The sequence below is a fragment of the Sorangium sp. So ce1504 genome, from assembly GCF_051521635.1.
GTDB lineage: Bacteria > Myxococcota_A > Polyangia > Polyangiales > Polyangiaceae > Sorangium > Sorangium cellulosum_B.
Genome location: NZ_CP150365.1, coordinates 2,189,905 through 2,208,899, shown reverse-complemented (window position 1 = coordinate 2,208,899; position 18,995 = coordinate 2,189,905). Strand labels below are relative to the sequence as shown.

Genomic DNA, 18,995 nt, shown 5'->3' with positions numbered 1-18,995 from the left:
CTGCGAGCAGGCGGCCGCCGCCGCGGGTGCCTGGCCTAATTGCAGCTCGCCTCGGAGCTGCCGCCGAACACCGTGGTCCAGTAGGACCCGTAGGTCCCGCCTCCGGTCGCCCGCCCGATGCCGATGACCTTGTAGGCGGAGCCGAGCATGTTCTTGTTGTGGCCGTCCGAGTTCTTCCACTGGGTGAACGTCGCCTGGGCCGTCGAGTTGCCAGCGGCGATGTTCTCGGCCATGGCGGTGCCCCCGCAGCCGAGCTCGTAGCAGGCGTTGCACATGCGGGTCCAGGGCGTCCGGCCGTCGAGGCTCGTGTGCGAGAAGTAGTTCTGATCGCGCATGTCCTCGCTGTGCCCCTGAGCAGCGCGGTTCATCGAGGTGCAGCCCGAGAGCGCCCCGAGGCCGTTCTGCGCGCGATACTGGTTGATGATGGTGAGGAACGCCTGCTCCTCGGTGTCGAGCGGAGTCGTGCTGGGCCCGGCGCCGCCGCACACCTGGCATGCGCCGCAGTCGCTCGAGCAGCTCGAGCAGTCCTCGCCCGCGCCGCAAACCCCATTGCCGCAGACCTCACCGCTCGTCGAGCCGCCCGCGCCTCCGGTGCTGCTCGTCGAGCCTCCCGCGCCTCCGGTGCTGCTCGTCGAGCCTCCCGCGCCTCCGGTGCTGCTCGTCGAGCCTCCCGCACCGCCCGCGCCTCCGGTGCCGCTCGTCGCGCCACCCGCGCCACCCGCGCCTCCGGTGCCGCTCGTCGAGCCGCCCGCGCCGCTGCCCGGCGCGGGGCCGCACGCCGCCTGCACGTAGAGCCGCTTCGCGGTCCTCCTGCACGGATCACCGGAGAAGGTCGCGTTGCTCGCCCGCACGGCGCAGCTCGCCTTTCCGAGGCACGCGCGCTCCACGACGGCCTTCGACGTCGGCGCGTTGCACGAGGTGGCCGCGTAGCCGCCGCAGACGCCGCGCGGCCTGCCATAACTCGCGAACTGGATCGCCGTGATGACCTCGCCGGCAGGACAGGAGAGCTCCACATCCGAGCCCTCCGACGCGGTATCGCAGACCGCCCCCGCGAGCGGCGAGGACTGGTCCTCCGACAGCTCCGCCGACGGCTCCTCGTCGACCTCGGTCGAGGCGAGGCAGCCGACTGCAGAACAGCCAGCGATGAAGGCGAGGACAAGCGTCCTGTGCAAAGCGCTCATATGCATGCTCCTTGGTTCTCTGGGCCCGTCCGAGCTCGGCCCGCCCCTGCGTCGCGGCTCGCGCCAGCACGTACGCCGGGGCACACGACACCTCGACGGGCCACCCCAGTACAGCGTTGTTCAGGGGGCGGAGTAGCGCACAGCGCGATCCCACGCAGCGCAGCGCCTCCCTTCGATTCGCTCACACCACGGTGTCACCTGACCGCGGGCATGTCCAGATACGAAACACTCTGGCACGCATGATTTGCCGCCGGATCGCTGGATCTTTTCAAGACCCATGAAACCGAGCTCCCCGGAGCTCGACGACACAGGATTTCTTCACGCAAAGACGGTGTGAGACATGGAGCCATCAGGACACAACATCTCCCCTGGTCCGAAGGGTGGGTGTCCGTGTCCGACGACAGACCGCGATCAGAAGCACGTGGGGGCGACGACACCCTGCGAGCCTCCGCCTCCGCCCGCCGTGGATCGCGCGTCGACGCGCGCCGCGGGGAGCCACAGGCCGCATGTCGGCAGCAGGTCAATCGAACGCCCATGAAATTCCGCGCGACTCCCCCGCTCCTCGCCCCGCACCGCCACGCCGCTCGCCTGAGGGCCCTCGCCCGCTCACGTCCGCGGCAGAGCTCGTCCCTGCGTCACGCGGGGTGGTGGTGGATGTGGCCTCCCGCCGTACGCGCGCGCCATCTCCTCCGCGCGGCAGGCCGGCTGCCGCGCTCGTGGGAAGGTGGAAAGGCGCCCCGACGGCCTGACGCCCCGATGACAGCGCGGCGACCCCGCAGCACGGCCGCTCGACTGCGAACCGCGAGGCCGCACCCGCGGCGGCTCCTGTGCTATGACCGCCGACCATGCGCCTCAAGGACCGCGTTGTCTTCATCACAGGAGCTTCCCGCGGGATCGGACGGGTCGTCGCCCTCGCCTGCGCGCGAGAAGGCGCGGATATCGTCGTCGCCGCGAAGACGGAGGTCGCCGAGAACCCGCGCCTCCCGGGCACGATCCACGACGTCGCCCGCGAGGTCGAGCAGCTCGGCCGCCGCGCGCTGCCCATCAAGCTCGATGTCCGCGACGACGAGGCCTGCAGGGGCGCCGTCGCCACGGCCGTCGAGCGCCTCGGGCGCATCGACGCGCTCATCAACAACGCGGGCGCGCTCTGGTGGGCCGACGTCGTGGACACACCCATGAAGAAGTTCGACCTCATCATGGGCATCAACGTGCGCGCGTCGTTCGCCCTCTCGCAGGCCGTCCTCCCCCAGATGATCGCGCAAAAATACGGCCACATCATCATGATGTCGCCCCCCGTCGACGCCGAGGCCTGCGCCCACCACGGGGCCTATGCGGTCTCCAAATTCGGCATGACGATGATCGCCGACGCCATCGCCGGCGAGTACGCGGAGCACAACATCACGGCCCACGCCCTCTGGCCCGCGACCGCGATCGAGAGCTTCGCCACGATCAACTTCGGCCTCGGCGGCCCGGAGCTCTGGCGCAAGGCGGATATCCTCGCCGACGCGACGCTCGCGCTGCTCTCGCGCGAGCCGTCGGCACGGCGCGGCAAGGCGTGGATCGACGAGGCGCTGCTCCGCGAGGAGGGCGTCACCGATTTCTCGAAGTACCAGTGCGTGCCCGGCGTGGAGCCGCCGCACTTCCCCTTCACCGCGATCCCCAAGGCGACGACCACCAAACACCCATGAGGCGCGACCCGTGACCCGCGAGGACGACAAGAAGACGCGCCCCGCCGCCGGCGGCGGCATCGATCCCGGGCCAGAGCTCGCCGCGGTCTTCGACGACCTGGAGACGCTGCTCAAGAACGGCGACGTGATCGAGGCGCTCACGGCGCGCGGGATCAACGCGAGCCTCGCGCTGCTCGCCGCCGACGCGCTCCGCGCCTACCTTGCGGGCCGCAAGGCCGACGCGGCGGAGGACTTCGCGACCGTCGCGGAGGAGATCCGCGGCCGGCTCGCCGCGAGCGCCGAGGCGCGGGGGCCGGAAGACGGATCGCCAGGGGAGCCGTCACGCTCGAACGGGAGGCGCTGAATGGGCACGAGCTTCGAAGCAGAGCAGACACCGAGGCCAGGCGATGGCGTGCGGCCGGCGCCGCCCTGGGAGCCGGCCGCGGCCCTCTCCGGCGCCGACTACTCGGCCGTCGAGCTGGCGCAGGGCGACGACCGCGTGTTCCTCCTCGAGCAGCGCGAGCTGCCCGAGCGCGAGCGCTACCTTACCGTGACCGACTCCGCCGGCGTCGCCGAGGCCATCCGGACCATGGCGGTCCGCGGCGCCCCGGCCATCGGCATCGCCGCCGCGTACGGGATGGCGCTCGCCGCGCGCGCCGCCCGCGACGAGGGCGCCTCCAGCTACGTCGCCGCCATGCGGGCGGCGGGGGAGCACCTCGCCTCGGCCCGGCCCACCGCCGTGAACCTCGGGTGGGCGGTGCGGCGCGCGATCGCCGCGGCCCTGCAGAACGCCGGGCGCCGCGGCGAGGAGCGCGCGCGGGAGCTCGCCGAGCTCGCCCGCGAGATCCACCGGGAAGACGTCGCCGCCTGCCACCAGATGGGCCGCGCCGGCGCCGCGCGCCTGCCGGAGTCGGGCACGGTCCTCACCCACTGCAACGCGGGCGCGCTCGCGACCGGCGGCTACGGCACGGCGCTCGGCGTGATCCGCGCCGCCATCGAGGAGGGCAAGGCGCTCCGCGTGCTCGCGTGCGAGACCCGCCCGTACCTCCAGGGCGCCCGCCTCACCGCCTGGGAGCTCCAGCGGGACGGCATCCCCGTCGAGGTGATCTCCGACTCGATGGCCGCGTGGTTCATGCAGAAGGGCGAGATCGGCGCCGTCGTCGTCGGGGCCGACCGCATCGCGCGGAACGGCGACGTCGCGAACAAGATCGGGACCTACGGCCTCGCCTGCCTCGCGCGCCACCACGGCATCCCGTTCTACGTGGCCGCCCCGTGGAGCACGATCGACCTCGCCACCGACAGCGGCGCGTCGATCCCGATCGAGGAGCGGAGCCGTGACGAGCTCGCCGTCGTCGGCGGCCGCCGCGTCGTCCCGCCCGGCGTGCCCGTCCGGCACCCGGCCTTCGACGTCACCCCCGCGGAGCTCGTCACGGCCGTCTTCACCGAGCGCGGCAAGCTGACGACGCGCGAGATCAGCCGCTCCGTGCCGCCCGCGCCGCCGTCCGGCTAGCGCACCTCCCCCTCGCGCTCCCCCGCCGCATGGGCTAAGGACACCCCTGATGGCGCAGTTCTCGCCCAAACCTGAATGGCTCAAGGTCCGCGCTCCCGGGGGTGACACGTACCACCACCTCAAGGAGACGTTCCGCAAGCTCGATCTCCACACGGTCTGCGAGGAGGCGCGCTGCCCGAACGTCGGCGAGTGCTGGCGCGAGGGGACCGCGACGGTGATGCTCCTCGGCGACGTGTGCACGCGCGGCTGCCGCTTCTGCGCGGTCACGACGGGCGATCCCCGCGGCGCGGTCGACGTGCGCGAGCCGGAGCACGTGGCCCGCGCCATCGCCCGGCTCTCGCTCCAGTACGTCGTGATGACGATGGTCAACCGCGACGACCTGCTCGACGGCGGCGCCGAGCACGTCGCCCGCACGGTGAGCCGCCTGCACGCGCTCCGGCCCGACCTGCTCATCGAGACGCTTGTCGGCGATTTCCAGGGCCACATGAGCGCCGTCGACATGGTGGTCGACGCCGGGCCCGACGTCTTCGCCCACAACGTCGAGGTCGTCCGCCGCATCACGCGCGTCATCCGCGACGTCCGGTCGAGCTACGACCAGTCGCTCGCCGTGCTCCGGCGCGCGAAGGAGCGCCAGCGGCGCCTCGCCGCCGACGCCGCGGAGGCCGGCGCGCCCGCGCCGCGGCGGCTCACCAAGAGCTCGGTCATGGTCGGCATCGGCGAGACCGACGACGAGGTCCTGGAGGCGCTCCGCGATCTGCGCGAGGCCGGGGTCGACATCGTGACGATCGGCCAGTACCTCCGCCCCTCCTCGAAGCACGCGCCCGTGCAGCGCTTCGTCGAGCCCGAGACGTTCGCCGCGTTCGAGCGCGCGGCGCTCGAGATGGGCTTCCTCTACGCCGCCAGCGCGCCGCTCGTTCGGTCGAGCTACAAGGCGGCCGAGGTCTTCGTCCGCAGCCTGATGGACCGAGGCGGCGCGGCGCTGCCCGCCGGCGCCTCCCCGGCCGGCGAGGATCCCGCAGGCCCGGCAGCCATCGAGGCGCTCCTCGAGGAGCGCCTCGCCGTGGCGCGCCGCGAGGCCGCCCGCCTCACCGCAGAGCTCGATCCGGACGAGCCCCGTCCGCCCGTCGCCCCAGCGACGCCGTCGGCGAGCCCCGCGCGGCTCGTTCCTGCAGCCTCCCTCGTCCGCCGCTAGAGCGGCGCCCACCCGCTTCGGAGACGGGCGGGGCGGGTTGAATGAGAGGCTGAACGCATTCACCGCGGGGACCGCAGCCCCGGGGCTGGCAGGCGCAAGCGCCTTGACGCTTCCCGGCGTTTGGCCGAGCGTATTGGACGGCAGGAGGGTCCAACACCACGATGTCCGCTCCCATCAACAGGCGCCTCGGCGGCATCACTCCAGGCGCCTCGCGCCTCGGCTCGGAGACGCCCCGCGTGCGCGTGGCGTCGATCCTGGCCCAGGCCGCGAGGGCCTACAGCGCGCGCCCTCCCATCGAAGACATCACGATGCCCACCGGCTTCGATCCCGCCGCGGTGGCGCTCTTCGAGACGATCATCGAGGCCGCGTTCCTCGTCGCGAACGCCGACGGCCACTTCGACGACGAGGAGCGCGGGCGCTTCCAGGCGATCGTCGCCGGCGCCTGCCAGAACCTCGTCCACGAGAAGCAGCTCGAGGCGCTCCTCGCGGATCTCGGCGAGATGCTGGCCGAGGACGGGCTGGAGAAGCGCATCAGCATGGTCGCCCGCACGATCGCGCGGACCGAGCACCAGCGCGAGGTGCTCCGCGTGGCGGCCTCCATGGCGCACGCCTCCGGCGGCGTGAGCGCGCAGGAGCACGGCGTGCTCGAGCAGCTCGCGCGCGGCTTCAAGCTCGACGTGGCCGCCGTCGACGAGGCCCTCGCGCAGGCAGCCGAGCCCGTGAACGTCTAGCGTGGACATCCGCGCCGCCGCGTACGGCGGGAGACGCGCATCAGCGCGCGCGCGGGTTCGAGCTCGCCGCGGCGAGTCAAACCCCGAGCGCGATCGCTGCGACGAGTCAACGTCACCTCAACGTCACGCGTAAAGCGAATGAGCGTACGCCGCGTCTGGGCACTGGTCTCGGGCAGCGCCTTTGGTTAGTGTCCCGCGAACCGATGAGCACCGCGACGTACTCCACCGACCGCCCGCCGAACGTCTCAGGGGCAAGCCTCGAGCCGCAGGCTGCCGTCGCGCGGCACCCGCTCGATACGTGTGCCGACGACGTGATCAAGGTCCTGCGCGACGACGGCTCGCTCGACCCCGCGCACGATCCGAAGCTCGAGCCATCGGAGGTGATCGCCCTCTACAAGGCCATGATGCGCACGCGCCTGCTCGACGAGCGGCTCGTGGCGCTGCAGCGCCAGGGGCGCATCGGGTTCCACATCGGCTCGCTGGGTGAGGAGGCTGCGGTCCTCGGCAGCGTGTCCGCGACGCGGCCCCAGGACTGGGTGTTCCCGTGTTACCGCGAGTTCGGGGCGGCGCTCTGGCGAGGGCTGCCGCTCCAGCGGTACATCGACAACATGTTCGGCAACGCGAACGACACGGTGAAGGGGCGGCAGATGCCGGACCACTACACCTACCGCGAGGGCCACTTCGGCTCGGTGAGCTCGCCCATCGGCACGCAGATCACCCAGGCCGTGGGCTTCGCGTGGGCCGCCAAGCTGAAGCGCGACGAGCTCGTCACGCTGGCCTACTTCGGCGACGGCGCGACGAGCTCGTCGGATTTCCACAGCGGCCTGAACTTCGCTGGCGTGTTCAAGGTGCCGGTCATCTTCCTCTGCCGGAACAACGGCTGGGCGATCAGCGTGCCGACCGAGCGCCAGACGTCGAGCAACACGTTTGCGAGCAAGGGCGTCGCCTACGGCGTCCCCGGGGTGCGGGTCGACGGCAACGACGTGTTCGCCGTCGTGAAGGTGACGCGCGACGCGATCGCGCGCGCCTCGCGCGGCGAGGGCGCAACGCTCATCGAGGCGATGACGTACCGCCTGTCGGGCCATTCGACGAGCGACGACCCGAAGGCGTACCGCCCCGACGCGTGGCTCGACCCGTGGCGCCGGCTCGATCCGATCGCGCGGCTCCGGCGGCACGTCGAGCGCACCCAGGGCTGGACGGAGGCGCAGGATCGCGAGATCGAGGCGGCGGTCGACGCGGAGGTCAAGGCCTGCATCGCGGTCTCGGAGAAGGTCCCGCCGCCGCCGCTCGACTCGATGTTCGAGGACGTCTATGCGGAGCCGCCCTGGCACCTCGTGGAGCAGCGGGAGCAGCTCAAGGCGGGCCCGAGGCCCAAGGGCCACGGCGGCCACTAGGCAGCGTGGACGGCGGCGTCGGCGTGGCGGCTCGCCGGACGGCGGCGCGGCGGGGGTGGCGCCGCTGCCCGTGATCGGCGGGGACCCCCGGGGGGCCGGGGCGCCGGTGAGGTTGTACCCCCACCTGTTGGCCGAGAGACGGAGACGAAGAGCATGCCTCAGATGAACATGGTCCAGGCGATCAACGACGCGCTACGCCACGAGATGCGGCGGGACGCGCGGGTCGTCGTGCTCGGCGAGGATGTCGGCAAGGTCGGCGGCGTGTTCCGCGTGACCCAGGGCCTGTTCGACGAGTTCGGGGACGACCGGGTGATCGACACGCCGCTCTCGGAGAACGGGATCGTGGGGACGGCCATCGGGATGGCGCTCTACGGGCTCGTGCCGATCCCGGAGATCCAGTTCGCCGATTTCATCTATCCCGCGTACGACCAGATCGTGTCCGAGCTGGCGAAGTACCGCTACCGCTCGGGGGGAGAGTACCCGTCCAAGCTGGTCATCCGGACGCCGTTCGGCGGCGGCATCCGCGGCGGGCACTACCACTCGCAGTCGCCCGAGGCGCAGTTCATCCACGTGGCGGGCCTGAAGGTCGTGTGCCCGTCGAACCCGGCCGACGCGAAGGGGCTCTTGCTCTCGTCGATCCGGGACCCGGATCCGGTGCTGTTCTTCGAGCCGAAGCGCATCTACCGCGCCGCGAAGGGCGACGTCCCCGACGGAGAGTACACGGTCCCGCTCGGCCAGGCGAAGGTGGTCCGGCCGGGCTGGCACGTGACGCTCGTGGTCTGGGGCGCGATGCTCTACGAGGCGCTCGACGCGGCGAACCAGGCGGCCGCCCAGGGCGTCGAGTGCGAGGTGATCGACCTGCGCACGCTGTGGCCGCTCGACATCGACACGGTGATCGAGTCGGTGAAGCGGACGGGCCGGTTCATCGTTGTGCACGAGGCGCCGAAGACCTGCGGCCTCGGGGGCGAGCTCGTCGCGCTGGTCAACGAGAAGGCGTTCCTCCACCTGGAGGCGCCGCCGCTCCGGGTCACGGGCTTCGACACCCCGTTCCCGTACACCCTCGAGAACGAGTATCTCCCCCTTTCCCATCGTATCCTTCCGGCGATCCTGGAGACGGCGAGGTACTGACGCATGGGCAAGTACGAGTTCAGGCTTCCGGACATCGGCGAGGGCGTCACCGAGGGCGAGATCGTGACCTGGCTGGTGTCGCCGGGTGACATGGTCGCCGAGGACCAGCCGATGGTCGAGGTGATGACCGACAAGGCGACGGTGACGATCACGTCGCCGCGCACGGGCCGGATCGTGGAGACGCGGGGCAAGGTGGGCGGGGTCGTCCCGGTCCACTCGGTGCTCGTCGTGTTCGACCTCGACGACCGGCCTGCGGCGGCGCCGCCGCCCGCGTCGGGGGCGGGGGTGCGCCAGGCAGCGGCGAATGCGGGACCCGCCGAGCCCGCGGCGCCGGCCGCGAAGTCCGGCCCTGCGGAGCCCGCGGCGACGGCGGTCGGCGACATCCGGGAGGACCTCCCGGGGATGAACCTGGTGGCGCCGGCGCGGTCGGCGTGGGCGAACGGCAGCATCGGCGCGGGCGCGCGCGCGGCGGCCTACTTCAACGAGAAGCCGCTCGCGACGCCCGCGACGCGCAAGCTGGCGCGCGACCTCGGGGTCGACCTGCGGCGCGTGCCGCCGACCGGCCCGGCGGGCCGCGTGACGAAGGACGACGTGCGGGCGCTCGAGGCGCCGGAGGTGGAGCCCGCGACGGCTCCGATGGTGTTCGATCCGGGGCATGACCGGGCGGCGGCGCCCCTGGACGCGGGGGAGCGCGCGGCGGCCGGGCGGCTCGAGGAGGACCGCGGGCACGGGGCGGCCCGGCCCGAGGCGGAGCGCGGACGGGGGTTGCCCTCGGCGCCGGGCGACGAGCGCATCCCGCTGCGGGGCGTGCGCAAGCGGATCTTCGAGGCGATGTCGCGGTCGAAGCACACGGCGGCGCACTTCACCTTCGTCGAGGAGTGCGACGTCTCGGCGCTGAAGGAGCGCCGCGCGCGCCTGCGCCCGCTGGCCGAGAAGGCGGGCGTCAAGCTGACCTTCCTGCCCTTCTTCGTGAAGGCCGTCGTCGCGGCGCTGAAGAAGCACCCGACGTTGAACAGCGCCTTCGACGAGGCCGCGCAGGAGATCGTCGTCAAGAAGAGCTATCATATCGGCATCGCGTCCGCGACCGAGGCCGGGCTCATCGTGCCTGTCGTGCGCGACGCGGATCGCCGGAGCGTGCTGGAGATCGCGCAGGAGATCGCGCGGCTCGGCGAGGACACGAAGTCGGGGCGGGTGAAGCCGGAGGATCTCGGCGGCTCGACGTTCACGATCACGTCGCTCGGCCAGCAAGGGGGGCTGTTCGCGACGCCGATACTGAACTTCCCCGAGGTCGCGATCCTGGGTATCCACCAGATGAAGCAGAAGCCGGTGGTGCGCGACGGGCAGATCGTGATCGGCGAGGTGATGCTGGTGTCGCTGTCGTTCGACCACCGGATCATCGATGGCCACGTGGGGGCGGCGTTCGCCTACGAGATCATCGGGTACCTGGAGGATCCGGATCGGCTGTTCCTGGAGATGAGCTGAGCGGCTGCTGCGCGCAGCGGCGGCCGCGCGCGGCAGCGATGCGCCCACGGCTTGTCGCGCGGGGCCGGAACCGGCAACATCGCGCGCCGTGATCGCGATTCCCAAGACCCTCGAGGACGCGCTGCGCGACCGGTTCGTCGTGCCCTTCGTCGGCGCCGGCGTGTCCATGGCCGCGCTGGACCGGAACGGGAAGCGGATGTTCCCCAGCTGGGGAGACCTGCTCCTCGGGGCAGCCGCGCGCCTCCGCGAGGACGGCAAGCGGCCTGAGGCCAACGTCGTGGAAGGGCTGCTGGAGAAGCGGGCGCCCGACTACTTCGAGGCGGCCCGGCACGCGCGCGAGGGCATGGGGCCGGGCTGGTACCGCTACCTCCGCCAGGTGCTCGATCCGCCGGGCAATCGCATCGACACCGGATCTCTGTCGCTCGCGCGCGCCGTCTGGCAGCTGCCGAGCAGGCTGGTGATCACGACCAACTACGATCAGATCCTCCGCTACGCGCTCGACGATCCGAACGATCTCGTGCAGATCAGCGTCGACGCGACGGCGGAGCTGTCCGCCATGCTGCGCGACGAGATCGATCGCCCGACGGTCTGGCACCTGCACGGCTTCATCCAGCAGCCGCAGCGGCTGATCCTGACGCCGGACGGCTACCGCGAGCTGTACCCGAGCCAGGAGGACGAGGTGCGCTACCGCGGCGCGCTGCAGGCGCTGCGCCACCTGCTCGCGGCGCGCACCTTCCTGTTCGTCGGCTTCAGCCTCGACGACGCGATGTTCGGCAACCAGATCGCGTGGGTCCACGAGGCATTCGGCGGCGCCGCAGGGCCGCACTACATGCTCGTTCGGGCGCGCGAGCTGCGCGACACCCAGCGGCGCCTGAGGGACCTGAGCTGCATCGAGTTCCTGACGTTCGAGGAGTTCGGTGATCCCCTGGTGGCGCTGGTCCACGCCCTCGGTTCCGCCGGGAACCGGGAGCCCACCACGCCGCCGCCGCTCATGGCGGGCGCCCCTCGGCCCACCGCGCGCCTCGAGGTGGCAGCCGCCCCGTCCCCCGCCCCCGCTGGGCCCCTCGCGTTCCTCGCCGACGAGGTCGAGGTGATGGTCCCTCCCGTCACCCGGGTCGCACACCGAGCGCTCCTCACCGAGGCGGCGCCCGCCCCGCCCGCCGCCGCCGCGACGCCTCGAAGCTTCGAGACGACCGCAGGGGACGTCGGGATGGACATGGCGCTCGTGAGGCAGAGCTATCGGCTCGTCCACCAGGTTCAGCGCCGCGTCTTCGATCGGCTGGCAGAGCTGTCCGATGCGCTCGCGGGCATCGGGCTCACGTTCGAGCGCTGGGACCCGTCCCTGTTCTCGCGTCACCCGAAATCGACCTCGGAGTTCTTCCGGCGCAAGTACTGGGCCTGGGATTTCCTGCCTGCGTATCGCCTCCAGCTCGTCTGGCAGTCATCGGCCAGCACCTCGCGGAGCGTGGTCCTCGAGGTCGTGTCGGACACGGGCTTCACGCGCGACGGCGGTGGAGAGCCGGATCCGACGCGCTTCGGCGACGCGCGCGCGGCGGGCTCCGAGCTGCAGATCAGCCTGATGCGCTCCTCCGTTCGGAACCTGCCGTGGAACCAGATCTGGTCGTCCTTGAGCGGACAGGAGGACACCCTCTACGACGGAAACGATCACGATCTCGACGCCGGCGGGCGCCCTTGCACCTACCGCTACCTCCGCGTCGATCTCGGCGCCGCGCTGGACAAGGAGGCGTTCAGCGAGCGCGTCATCGCCCCTGTCAGCACCTGGCTCGCTCGGTGATCGGGAGCCTCGGACGAGCGCGCCCCGCCCGGGCGCGGGGCCGTCGGGCGGCGCCACCCCTTCTTGCGATGACGCGTCCTGCTCCAGGAGGGGGAGTCGCACTGTGCGCTGTACCCGGCTTACCTCCCCTTTCGCCGGCTGCCCCCCAACCTCGACCGCCTGTGGTCCGAGAAGCTGGCCGGGTTGGACGACATCGCTGCCTGGAACTTCCTCGACGGGTTATTGTACGGCCATCACGGAGACGTCGAGGTGCCCGATACCCGAACGGCCGAGGAGCGCCGCCGGGACTGGACGTTCTGGAGCGCCCACGATTTCCTGACCAACTGGGGCGAGCAGCTCGCCGGGTGCAAAGCATTCGTCCTCTGTCCGCCCGGCGGCTCGGTTCGCATCCTCTCTCGCGAGCTACCCGGGCACATGGGCCGCGGCGTGGAGGTGTCGCGGGCCGGGCTCGTTGCAGCCGCCGAGGGGTTCGCACGCTGGTTCGAGCAACGGACGCGGCGTCTGGAAGGCGGTGCATCGTCAACGGACGCTTCCTCAGGGGCCTACCGCCTACGGAGGAGCCTGCCGGTGCTGGATGGCGTGCTCGGCTTCCATCGTGTACCGGCGGCTCTCGGCCTCGTCGGGTTCGAGCCCCAGCTCACCATAGCGATAGGCCATCGCCAGCGCCTGGAGCGCGGCGGGGTGCTCCCGCTCGCCAGCGCTCTCGTAGAGCTCCACGGCTCTTCTGTCGTTCCTCGGCACGCCGGCGCCCGCGCGATACGCATTGGCGAGCAGGAACATCGCGTCCGGCGATCCTCCGCGCGCCGCGATCTCGAACCAGCGCGCAGCCTCCGCGGGGTCCGCCTTCACGCCATCGCCGTTCTGGCTCATCACGCCGAGGAAATACGCCGCGCTCGGGTGCTGGGAGGGGGCTGCTCGCAGCAGCCAGGCGCGGGCGCGCGCCGCGTCCCTGGGGACCGACGGAAGCCCCTTCAGGTAGATCCTTCCGAGCGAGACCTGCGCCTCGACGTCTCCCTGCTCGGCCGCCCGCGCGAGTGAATCCATCCCGGCGAGGACCTCCCCGGGATCCGCGAGCGTGAGCAGGCGAAAGCCGAGCGCCCGAGCCTCCATGCCGCTCGGGGGCGGCGCCCCAGGGCGCGACGGCGGCGAGGGCGCCGCGGCGGCCATGGGGCGGTCCGCCTCGGGACGATCGCCCTCGCGCAGCCCTCCAAGGGACAGGGCGGCGGCGCCGCCGAGCACGAGGACGCCGCCGACAAGCACAGCGAGCCGCACGGGACGCGGGGCGCTCACCGGCTCAGGTCGATGGAGTAAACCGAGAGCATCTTGCCGCTGCCGTCATCCTGCGCGACGAGCGAGAGGTTGGTCAGCCCGGCGGCCTCCGCCTTCGGAAGCGCGTTCTGCGCCGAGGTGAAGGTCACGGGGCCCATCGTCGTGACCCGGGCGAAGCGCCAGCTGCGGGCAGAGCCGTTCTGGGCCCGCGTGAGGTTCTCGACCTTCTTGATGTACGTGATGAGCACGTCGCGGTTCGTGTCCGGCGCGGCGTAGATCGTCTTCGAGCCGTCGAGGCCAGGGAAGCTGCCGCCGCCGCTCGCGCGGTAGTTGTTCGTGGCCACGATGAACTCCGCGGCCAGATCCATGGGCTCGCCGTTCCACTGGAGGTTCTTGATCCGGCCGCTGGCCTTCATCCCCGCGGGCGGGAGCGGCTGGGTCACGTCGATCTCGTACGTGATCCTGCTGTCCGTGAACATGTCGAAGTTGTATCCGGGCATCGCGCTGTTGATGAGCGGCTGCGGCTCCGTCTTGCTCGGATCGATCGGATTGAAGCGCGTCGCGGCCCTCTCCAGCCAGTCGAGGATGTCCGCGCCGGTGACCTTCACCGCCTGGACCGTGTTCGCGTACAGGTAGAGATCGGCCGCGTTGTTGATTGCGATGCTCCCCGCCGGCACGTCGGTGTAGTCGTTGCCGCCCTGAAAGCCGGACTTGAACGGCGCGCTCACCGAGAGCACGGGGAGCGACGCGTACTGGGGCAGGTTCTCCTCGATGTAGCGGGCGATGTAGTCGGCCTGGGCCTGGTTCACGATCTGGATCGCGCTGGCGTCCCCCACGTCGGCGAACATCGACGACATCGCGAAATCGCTCGTGCCGATGGGCGTCCTGACGTAGGCGACCGTCGCCTGGTGCTCGGCGTCGAGCAGCGGCGCGAAGGAAGCGTCGGCCGCGACGAGGACCTTCGTCTTGTCCGGCTGCGCGTCGCAGAGCGTCGCGAACGCGCAGGACGCCCCCGTGCGCCAGCGCTCCATCGCATCACACGCCTCGGGGAGCCCCCCTTTGCAGGTCGTGGCGATCGGCCGGGCCTCGACGACCGTCTTCGCCTTGTCGACCGTCCAGCCCTCGCCGTCGTGGGTGAGCCCCAGCTTGATGACACCGAGGTGCTGGCCCCAGAAATTCGCCATGACGGCGGGGACGCCGCCGACCGTGCCCGCGTCCTTGTCGACCTCCGGCAGGCTGAACTGCGCCACGGTGCTGCTCGGGTTGGGGAAGATCTGGTGCGAATGGCCCATGAGCATCGCGTCGATGCCGGGCACCTGGGCGAGGTGCCACGCCTGGTTCTCGAGGGTGGGCGTATACGGCGAGTCGTCGAGGCCGCCGTGGACGATGGCGACGACCAGCTCGGCCCCCCTGGAGCGGAGATCGTCCACCAGCGGGGCCGCGACCTCCTGCACCCCCTTCGTGAAGACCTTGCCCTCGAGCCATTTCTTGTCCCAGCTCAGGATCGTCGGCGGCGTGACGTCGATGAAACCGACCTTGACCGTGCTCTCGATGGCGCCGCCGCCCGGCGCCGTCGCGGTGAGGGTCTTCTCGACGAGGACGGTCTTCGGGAAGAGCGTCTCGCTCGTCTTCAGGCTGAAGACGTTGGAGTTCACCAGCGGGAACCGAGGGCCCTCGCAGTCCGCCGACGCAGCGAGATCGAGCCCGTCGACGTCGAACGGGGTGTGGGTCACCTGCGAGAGAAAGGCGAGGCCGAAGTTGAATTCGTGATTGCCGATCCCGCCGACGTCGAACCCGAGGTGGTTCATGGCCTTGTACATGGCCAGCGTCTCGCCGCACGCGATCGGCTCGACGAGCGCCTGATGGTCGGCGAGGACAGTGCCCTGGATCGTGTCGCCGTTATCGATCAGGAGAGTGTTCGAGAACTCGTCCCGCGCCTGGTTGATCAGGGTCGCGGTGCGCTCGAGGCCAATCGATGGCTCAGCGACCAGCTTGAAGTAATCGAAGCCGAGGATGTTGGTATGGAGATCGGTGGTCTCGAGCAGCGCGAGGTCGGCCGTGGCGCCGCTCGGCGTCGCGGGCGCCCCTCCCGAGCCGCCGCCCCCCTGCTCGCCGCCTCCCGAGCCACCTCCCCCCTGCTCGCCGCCTCCTCCCGCCCCGCCTCCTCCTCCCGACCCGCCTCCCCCGTTGCCGCCTGAGCCTGAGGAACTGGAGGAGGAGCTGGAGCTGGAGGTCGATGAGCCCGTGCCGCCCTGGTCATCGCCGCACGCGGTCAGCGCGGTCATGGCCAGAATCAGCGAGGAAACCGACGCTATCCGTCCGACTCGACCTGTCATCGTGAACACCTTTCCGAGCGCCGCATCGGCCGATGCCTCTTCGCGCGCAACCAGCCATATCGAGTCGAGGCGGTCGAGTTTTCGCACCGATGCACGCCCGGATCAAGGGCTACGATGAGCTGCTCGCCATGTCAACAGCACCGGAGAGGCGATGCGGCGGAAGAACGCTTGAACGGCGCGCCCTCCGCCCTCCGCGCGCCGCTGCGTCAATCCGATGGACGGCTGGTAACAGTCTCGTTAACGCTCGCCACGCGCGAACGACCGCGTGGCCTCAAAACACGATCGTCCAGCCGGGATTGCTCACCTGCTGCTTCGTATAGGACACGCCGTCGACCTTCAGCCCTTCCGCGTTGAGCAGCGTGATGAGCCCGCCCTTGTTGGAGAGGACCATCGGAGCCTGGACGACGACCGTCGTCAGCCCACCTGGCTGAAGCTCTCCGGTGAGCGCCATCTTCGATTTGGCCTTGTCGGCCAGCGACCAGCCAGCGAGGTTGATCTTCCGGTTCGACGTATTCACCAATGTGACGGTCTCCCGTTCGGGTGTGCGCGCGTCGTTCACGAGGGCGGCGACGATCCGCACGATCCCGTCGGGCTGCTCCACCGTGGGGAGCCCACCGCCTCCACCTGCCACGTCCGACGGCGGTCCGGATACCGGGATGTCGAGCGTGTGCCCTGTCTGGTCATCGGTGTGCCACGCCTGCGTCTGAAACTTCAGGAAGATCGCGACCCACTGGTCCCCACGCGGGAAGTGGATGAGGAGGCCGCCGTCCTGCCAGACACCGTCGTCCTTCTTGAAGCGGGCGTCGTTGCCCTGGTTCATGTGGATATCGTGGATGCCGTTTCCCGGCAGGAAGCCGAAGATCTTGTCCTTCTTCCCGTTCTCCGGGCCCCAGCGCTCCCCGAAGGCGTACAGGAGCGCCGTCTCGTCGGCCATCGCCCGCTGCACGTAGTGGTCGAGCTTCTCGTTGAGGTCGTTGTCAGGGCCCGGGGCGGAGAATGGCAGCGGAACGAACTCCGTCCGATCCACGAGGTTCCCCCGGATGAAGTCGAGCCCGAGCCCGCCCGGCTTGCTCTCCAGCGGATGAAAGCCCGGCTTCAGCTCGTGGATCTCTTGAAGCAGCGGGTGCGCAAAATGGGACTTGACGACATACTCGACCTGGGAGCCGTCCTGCGACTGCACATTGACCGCGATGCGATAGTCTATCGTGTCGTCCACGACGTGGATCTGATAGTGCGGGTTCGCTCCCGACGCGAAACGCCGATCGATCACTGTACCCTTCAATACGCCATAGCTCTTCAGCGGCATGTTGCCTCCCGCATCCATCGGCTGAGCACGGCCGGTGCCCGCCTGTGAGATAGTATCAAAACCCTACTTCACTGCTTCGAATGGTGATGAATCATCCGGCATGCGCTCCCCCTTGGAGCCGGTGACCGACGGGTGTTGAATGGAACGCGCGATAGCGCCTTCTACACCATGTGAAGCCGTCATTTTTTTGAAGTCAAGACTGAACTGCCCGCGGACTCGGAAATTCCGCCGCCCTGTCACGCAATGGTCCATGCAGCGGAACGCCAGGGAGCCGACGCCGGAACCCCATCATCTCTCGAGCGGCCAGCGCCGAGCCGAGGCGCACGCTACTTACAGGTACATCAAATTCATCATGGATTCGCTCGCGCGGCGGAAGGCCCGCTTCGAGTCGATTTCGGCCGCGACGGATCTCGCCGGGGCCGTGTTCGAGGTCGGCCGGACCGCTGCCGGCGCGGTTCGCCTTCACGGTCGACCCACAATCGTCTCATGGCCGGAGGGAGCCGTTATCCGCGGTACTCGCGCAGCGCCGTGCCCCGGGCGCGGCCCAGCATGGCGAACGCGCGGCGCTCCGCCTCCCAGAGGATTCGCTCCTCGTCGAGCGTGAGGAGCTCGTGGTCCTTCATGACGAGCCGGCCCGCGATGATCGAGTGGCGAATGTCGCTGGACCTCGCCGAATACACGAGGTTGCCGACCAGGCTATTGCGAGGCCGGAGGTGAGGGCGGCGGGAATCGAAGAGGATCACGTCGGCCGCGGCGCCCGGGGCGATGACGCCGCTCGCCTCGAAGCCCAGGGCCCGCGCGCCGTTCCGTGAGGCCAGGCGGAGCACGGTGTCGCCGGGGAGGGCCTCGGCGTCGCGGAGGTGGGCCTTCTGCAAGAGGCCCGCGAGCTGCGCCTCTTCGAGCATGTCGAGGTTGTTGTTCGAGGCAGGGCCGTCGGTGCCGAGCGCCACGTTGACGCCATGGGCGAGGAGCGAGGGGACGGGCGTCACCCCCATTCCGAGCTTCATGTGGCAGCCGGGGCATTGCGCGACGCTCACGCCGCGGGCGGCGAGGATCGCCATGTCCTCCTGGGTCACAGCGATGCAGTGGGCGGCGAGCTTCTGGCCGGGCACGTCGAGGAGGCCGACCGCGTCGAGCTGCGCGGGGGGCGTCTTCCCGTGGCGCTTCCGCGAGATCTCGACCTGCTCCTCGCTCTCGGAGAGGTGGATATGGACGCCCATGCCCTCCCTGCGCGCCGTCTCGCCGACGGTCTTGAGGAACTCCGGCGGGCAGGTGTACGGCGCGTGCGGGCCAAGGCACGTCTTGATCCGGCCGCCGGCCGCGCCCTGGAAGCGGCGGGCAAAATCCACGGCCCCGGCGAGATCCGTCCCGACCTCGCTGGAGAGGCCGAAGACGCACCACGCGAGGAGCGCCTTCAGGCCGCTCTCTTCGACGATCCGGGCGACGCGATCCATGTGAAAGTAGTGGTCCGCGAACCCGACGGTGCCGCTCCGGATCATCTCGGCCGCGGCGAGATAGGCGCCCCACTCCACGTCGTCCGCGGTGAGTGCGCGCTCGGCGACCCATATCTTTTCATTGAACCAGCGATCGAGCGGCAGATCGTCTGCAAAGCTCCGCTCGAACGTCATGGCTGCGTGCGTGTGCGCGTTCCAGAAGCCGGGCAAGGCGATGAGATCGGTGCCGTCGAGCACCTCGTCGGCAAGAAAGCCGGGGGGCGCCTCGCCAACGGCCACGATCGAGCCGCCCTCGATGGCGATGTCGACCCCGCAGAGCACATCGCCCGCGTCGTTCAGGGTGATCACATCGACGGTCTTGACGAGGAGCGCGGGCATGATGTTCTTACATCATTCTTTGCGCGAGCGTTCAAGGCCCGTGCTGCGTATTCACTACGGACGTGACGGCGCGCCGCGCGAGCGTACACATTGAACGCCGCCGCACGCAGGCGGGGTCGTCGTGGGCCTGCTCCAAGCGGTTGCTTCGAGAGACGAGCGCCGCCTCGCGGCG

14 protein-coding genes are annotated in these 18,995 nt (G+C 70.4%); 9 read left to right on the top strand and 5 right to left on the bottom strand.

Annotation, left to right across the window (positions count from 1 at the left end):
• Positions 1 to 35 precede the first annotated feature (35 nt).
• Complete coding sequence (locus tag WMF39_RS08490) at positions 36 to 1,181, bottom strand: CAP domain-containing protein (protein WP_437745044.1); 1,146 nt, start codon at positions 1,179 to 1,181, stop codon at positions 36 to 38.
• An 845-nt stretch (positions 1,182 to 2,026) separates the two neighbouring features.
• On the opposite strand from WMF39_RS08490, the gene WMF39_RS08485 reads away from it, so the two are divergent.
• The 9 genes from WMF39_RS08485 to WMF39_RS08445 all read left to right on the top strand — a co-directional run bounded on the left by WMF39_RS08485 (position 2,027) and on the right by WMF39_RS08445 (position 12,080).
• Entirely contained in the window at positions 2,027 to 2,869 is an 843-nt protein-coding gene (locus tag WMF39_RS08485; protein WP_437745043.1) for an SDR family oxidoreductase, read from the top strand.
• 10 nt (positions 2,870 to 2,879) lie between these two features.
• Positions 2,880 to 3,212, top strand: a complete 333-nt coding sequence (locus tag WMF39_RS08480) for a hypothetical protein (protein ID WP_437745042.1) — start codon at positions 2,880 to 2,882, stop codon at positions 3,210 to 3,212.
• Complete coding sequence (mtnA, locus tag WMF39_RS08475) at positions 3,213 to 4,358, top strand: S-methyl-5-thioribose-1-phosphate isomerase (protein WP_437745041.1); 1,146 nt, start codon at positions 3,213 to 3,215, stop codon at positions 4,356 to 4,358.
• Between the two features lie 49 nt (positions 4,359 to 4,407).
• Positions 4,408 to 5,550 carry a lipoyl synthase gene (gene lipA / locus WMF39_RS08470; RefSeq protein WP_437745040.1) on the top strand — a complete coding sequence of 381 codons (1,143 nt, stop codon included), beginning with the start codon at positions 4,408 to 4,410 and terminating at the stop codon, positions 5,548 to 5,550.
• Positions 5,551 to 5,711: 161 nt separating this feature from the next.
• Positions 5,712 to 6,281 (top strand): tellurite resistance TerB family protein, encoded by a 570-nt coding sequence (locus WMF39_RS08465; protein ID WP_437745039.1) that lies wholly within the window; start codon positions 5,712 to 5,714, stop codon positions 6,279 to 6,281.
• A gap of 203 nt (positions 6,282 to 6,484) precedes the next feature.
• A complete protein-coding gene (locus WMF39_RS08460; protein WP_437745038.1) occupies positions 6,485 to 7,675 on the top strand; it encodes a thiamine pyrophosphate-dependent dehydrogenase E1 component subunit alpha in 1,191 nt (396 codons plus the stop codon).
• 153 nt (positions 7,676 to 7,828) lie between these two features.
• Positions 7,829 to 8,803, top strand: coding sequence for an alpha-ketoacid dehydrogenase subunit beta (locus tag WMF39_RS08455; protein WP_437745037.1), 975 nt, complete (start codon positions 7,829 to 7,831; stop codon positions 8,801 to 8,803).
• Positions 8,804 to 8,806: 3 nt separating this feature from the next.
• Positions 8,807 to 10,285: a dihydrolipoamide acetyltransferase family protein gene (locus tag WMF39_RS08450; protein ID WP_437745036.1), complete on the top strand. Its 1,479-nt coding sequence runs from the start codon at positions 8,807 to 8,809 to the stop codon at positions 10,283 to 10,285.
• A gap of 88 nt (positions 10,286 to 10,373) precedes the next feature.
• Complete coding sequence (locus WMF39_RS08445) at positions 10,374 to 12,080, top strand: SIR2 family NAD-dependent protein deacylase (protein ID WP_437745035.1); 1,707 nt, start codon at positions 10,374 to 10,376, stop codon at positions 12,078 to 12,080.
• 549 nt (positions 12,081 to 12,629) lie between these two features.
• Here the strand turns inward: WMF39_RS08445 and WMF39_RS08440 are convergent.
• From WMF39_RS08440 to WMF39_RS08425, 4 genes are all read right to left on the bottom strand, one after another.
• Positions 12,630 to 13,370, bottom strand: coding sequence for a tetratricopeptide repeat protein (locus WMF39_RS08440; RefSeq protein ID WP_437745034.1), 741 nt, complete (start codon positions 13,368 to 13,370; stop codon positions 12,630 to 12,632).
• Positions 13,367 to 15,634 carry a 5'-nucleotidase C-terminal domain-containing protein gene (locus WMF39_RS08435; protein WP_437745033.1) on the bottom strand — a complete coding sequence of 756 codons (2,268 nt, stop codon included), beginning with the start codon at positions 15,632 to 15,634 and terminating at the stop codon, positions 13,367 to 13,369. The genes WMF39_RS08440 and WMF39_RS08435 overlap by 4 nt, the downstream gene beginning before the upstream one ends.
• 322 nt (positions 15,635 to 15,956) lie before the next feature.
• Complete coding sequence (locus tag WMF39_RS08430) at positions 15,957 to 16,991, bottom strand: DUF2278 family protein (protein WP_437745032.1); 1,035 nt, start codon at positions 16,989 to 16,991, stop codon at positions 15,957 to 15,959.
• Positions 16,992 to 17,494: 503 nt separating this feature from the next.
• The gene (locus WMF39_RS08425; RefSeq protein WP_437745031.1) at positions 17,495 to 18,823 is read right to left on the bottom strand and encodes an amidohydrolase; all 1,329 of its coding nucleotides are present in this window, start codon (positions 18,821 to 18,823) and stop codon (positions 17,495 to 17,497) included.
• Between the last annotated feature and the right edge of the window lie 172 nt (positions 18,824 to 18,995).

What these genes read in the sequence shown, in the direction of transcription:
- WMF39_RS08490 (WP_437745044.1), bottom strand. Translation starts at nt 1,181, where the DNA reads ATGAGCGCTTTGCACAGGACGCTTGTCCTCGCCTTCATCGCTGGCTGT.
- WMF39_RS08485 (WP_437745043.1), top strand. Translation starts at nt 2,027, where the DNA reads ATGCGCCTCAAGGACCGCGTTGTCTTCATCACAGGAGCTTCCCGCGGG.
- mtnA (WP_437745041.1), top strand. Translation starts at nt 3,213, where the DNA reads ATGGGCACGAGCTTCGAAGCAGAGCAGACACCGAGGCCAGGCGATGGC.
- lipA (WP_437745040.1), top strand. Translation starts at nt 4,408, where the DNA reads ATGGCGCAGTTCTCGCCCAAACCTGAATGGCTCAAGGTCCGCGCTCCC.
- WMF39_RS08465 (WP_437745039.1), top strand. Translation starts at nt 5,712, where the DNA reads ATGTCCGCTCCCATCAACAGGCGCCTCGGCGGCATCACTCCAGGCGCC.
- WMF39_RS08460 (WP_437745038.1), top strand. Translation starts at nt 6,485, where the DNA reads ATGAGCACCGCGACGTACTCCACCGACCGCCCGCCGAACGTCTCAGGG.
- WMF39_RS08455 (WP_437745037.1), top strand. Translation starts at nt 7,829, where the DNA reads ATGCCTCAGATGAACATGGTCCAGGCGATCAACGACGCGCTACGCCAC.
- WMF39_RS08450 (WP_437745036.1), top strand. Translation starts at nt 8,807, where the DNA reads ATGGGCAAGTACGAGTTCAGGCTTCCGGACATCGGCGAGGGCGTCACC.
- WMF39_RS08435 (WP_437745033.1), bottom strand. Translation starts at nt 15,634, where the DNA reads ATGACCGCGCTGACCGCGTGCGGCGATGACCAGGGCGGCACGGGCTCA.
- WMF39_RS08430 (WP_437745032.1), bottom strand. Translation starts at nt 16,991, where the DNA reads ATGCCGCTGAAGAGCTATGGCGTATTGAAGGGTACAGTGATCGATCGG.
- WMF39_RS08425 (WP_437745031.1), bottom strand. Translation starts at nt 18,823, where the DNA reads ATGCCCGCGCTCCTCGTCAAGACCGTCGATGTGATCACCCTGAACGAC.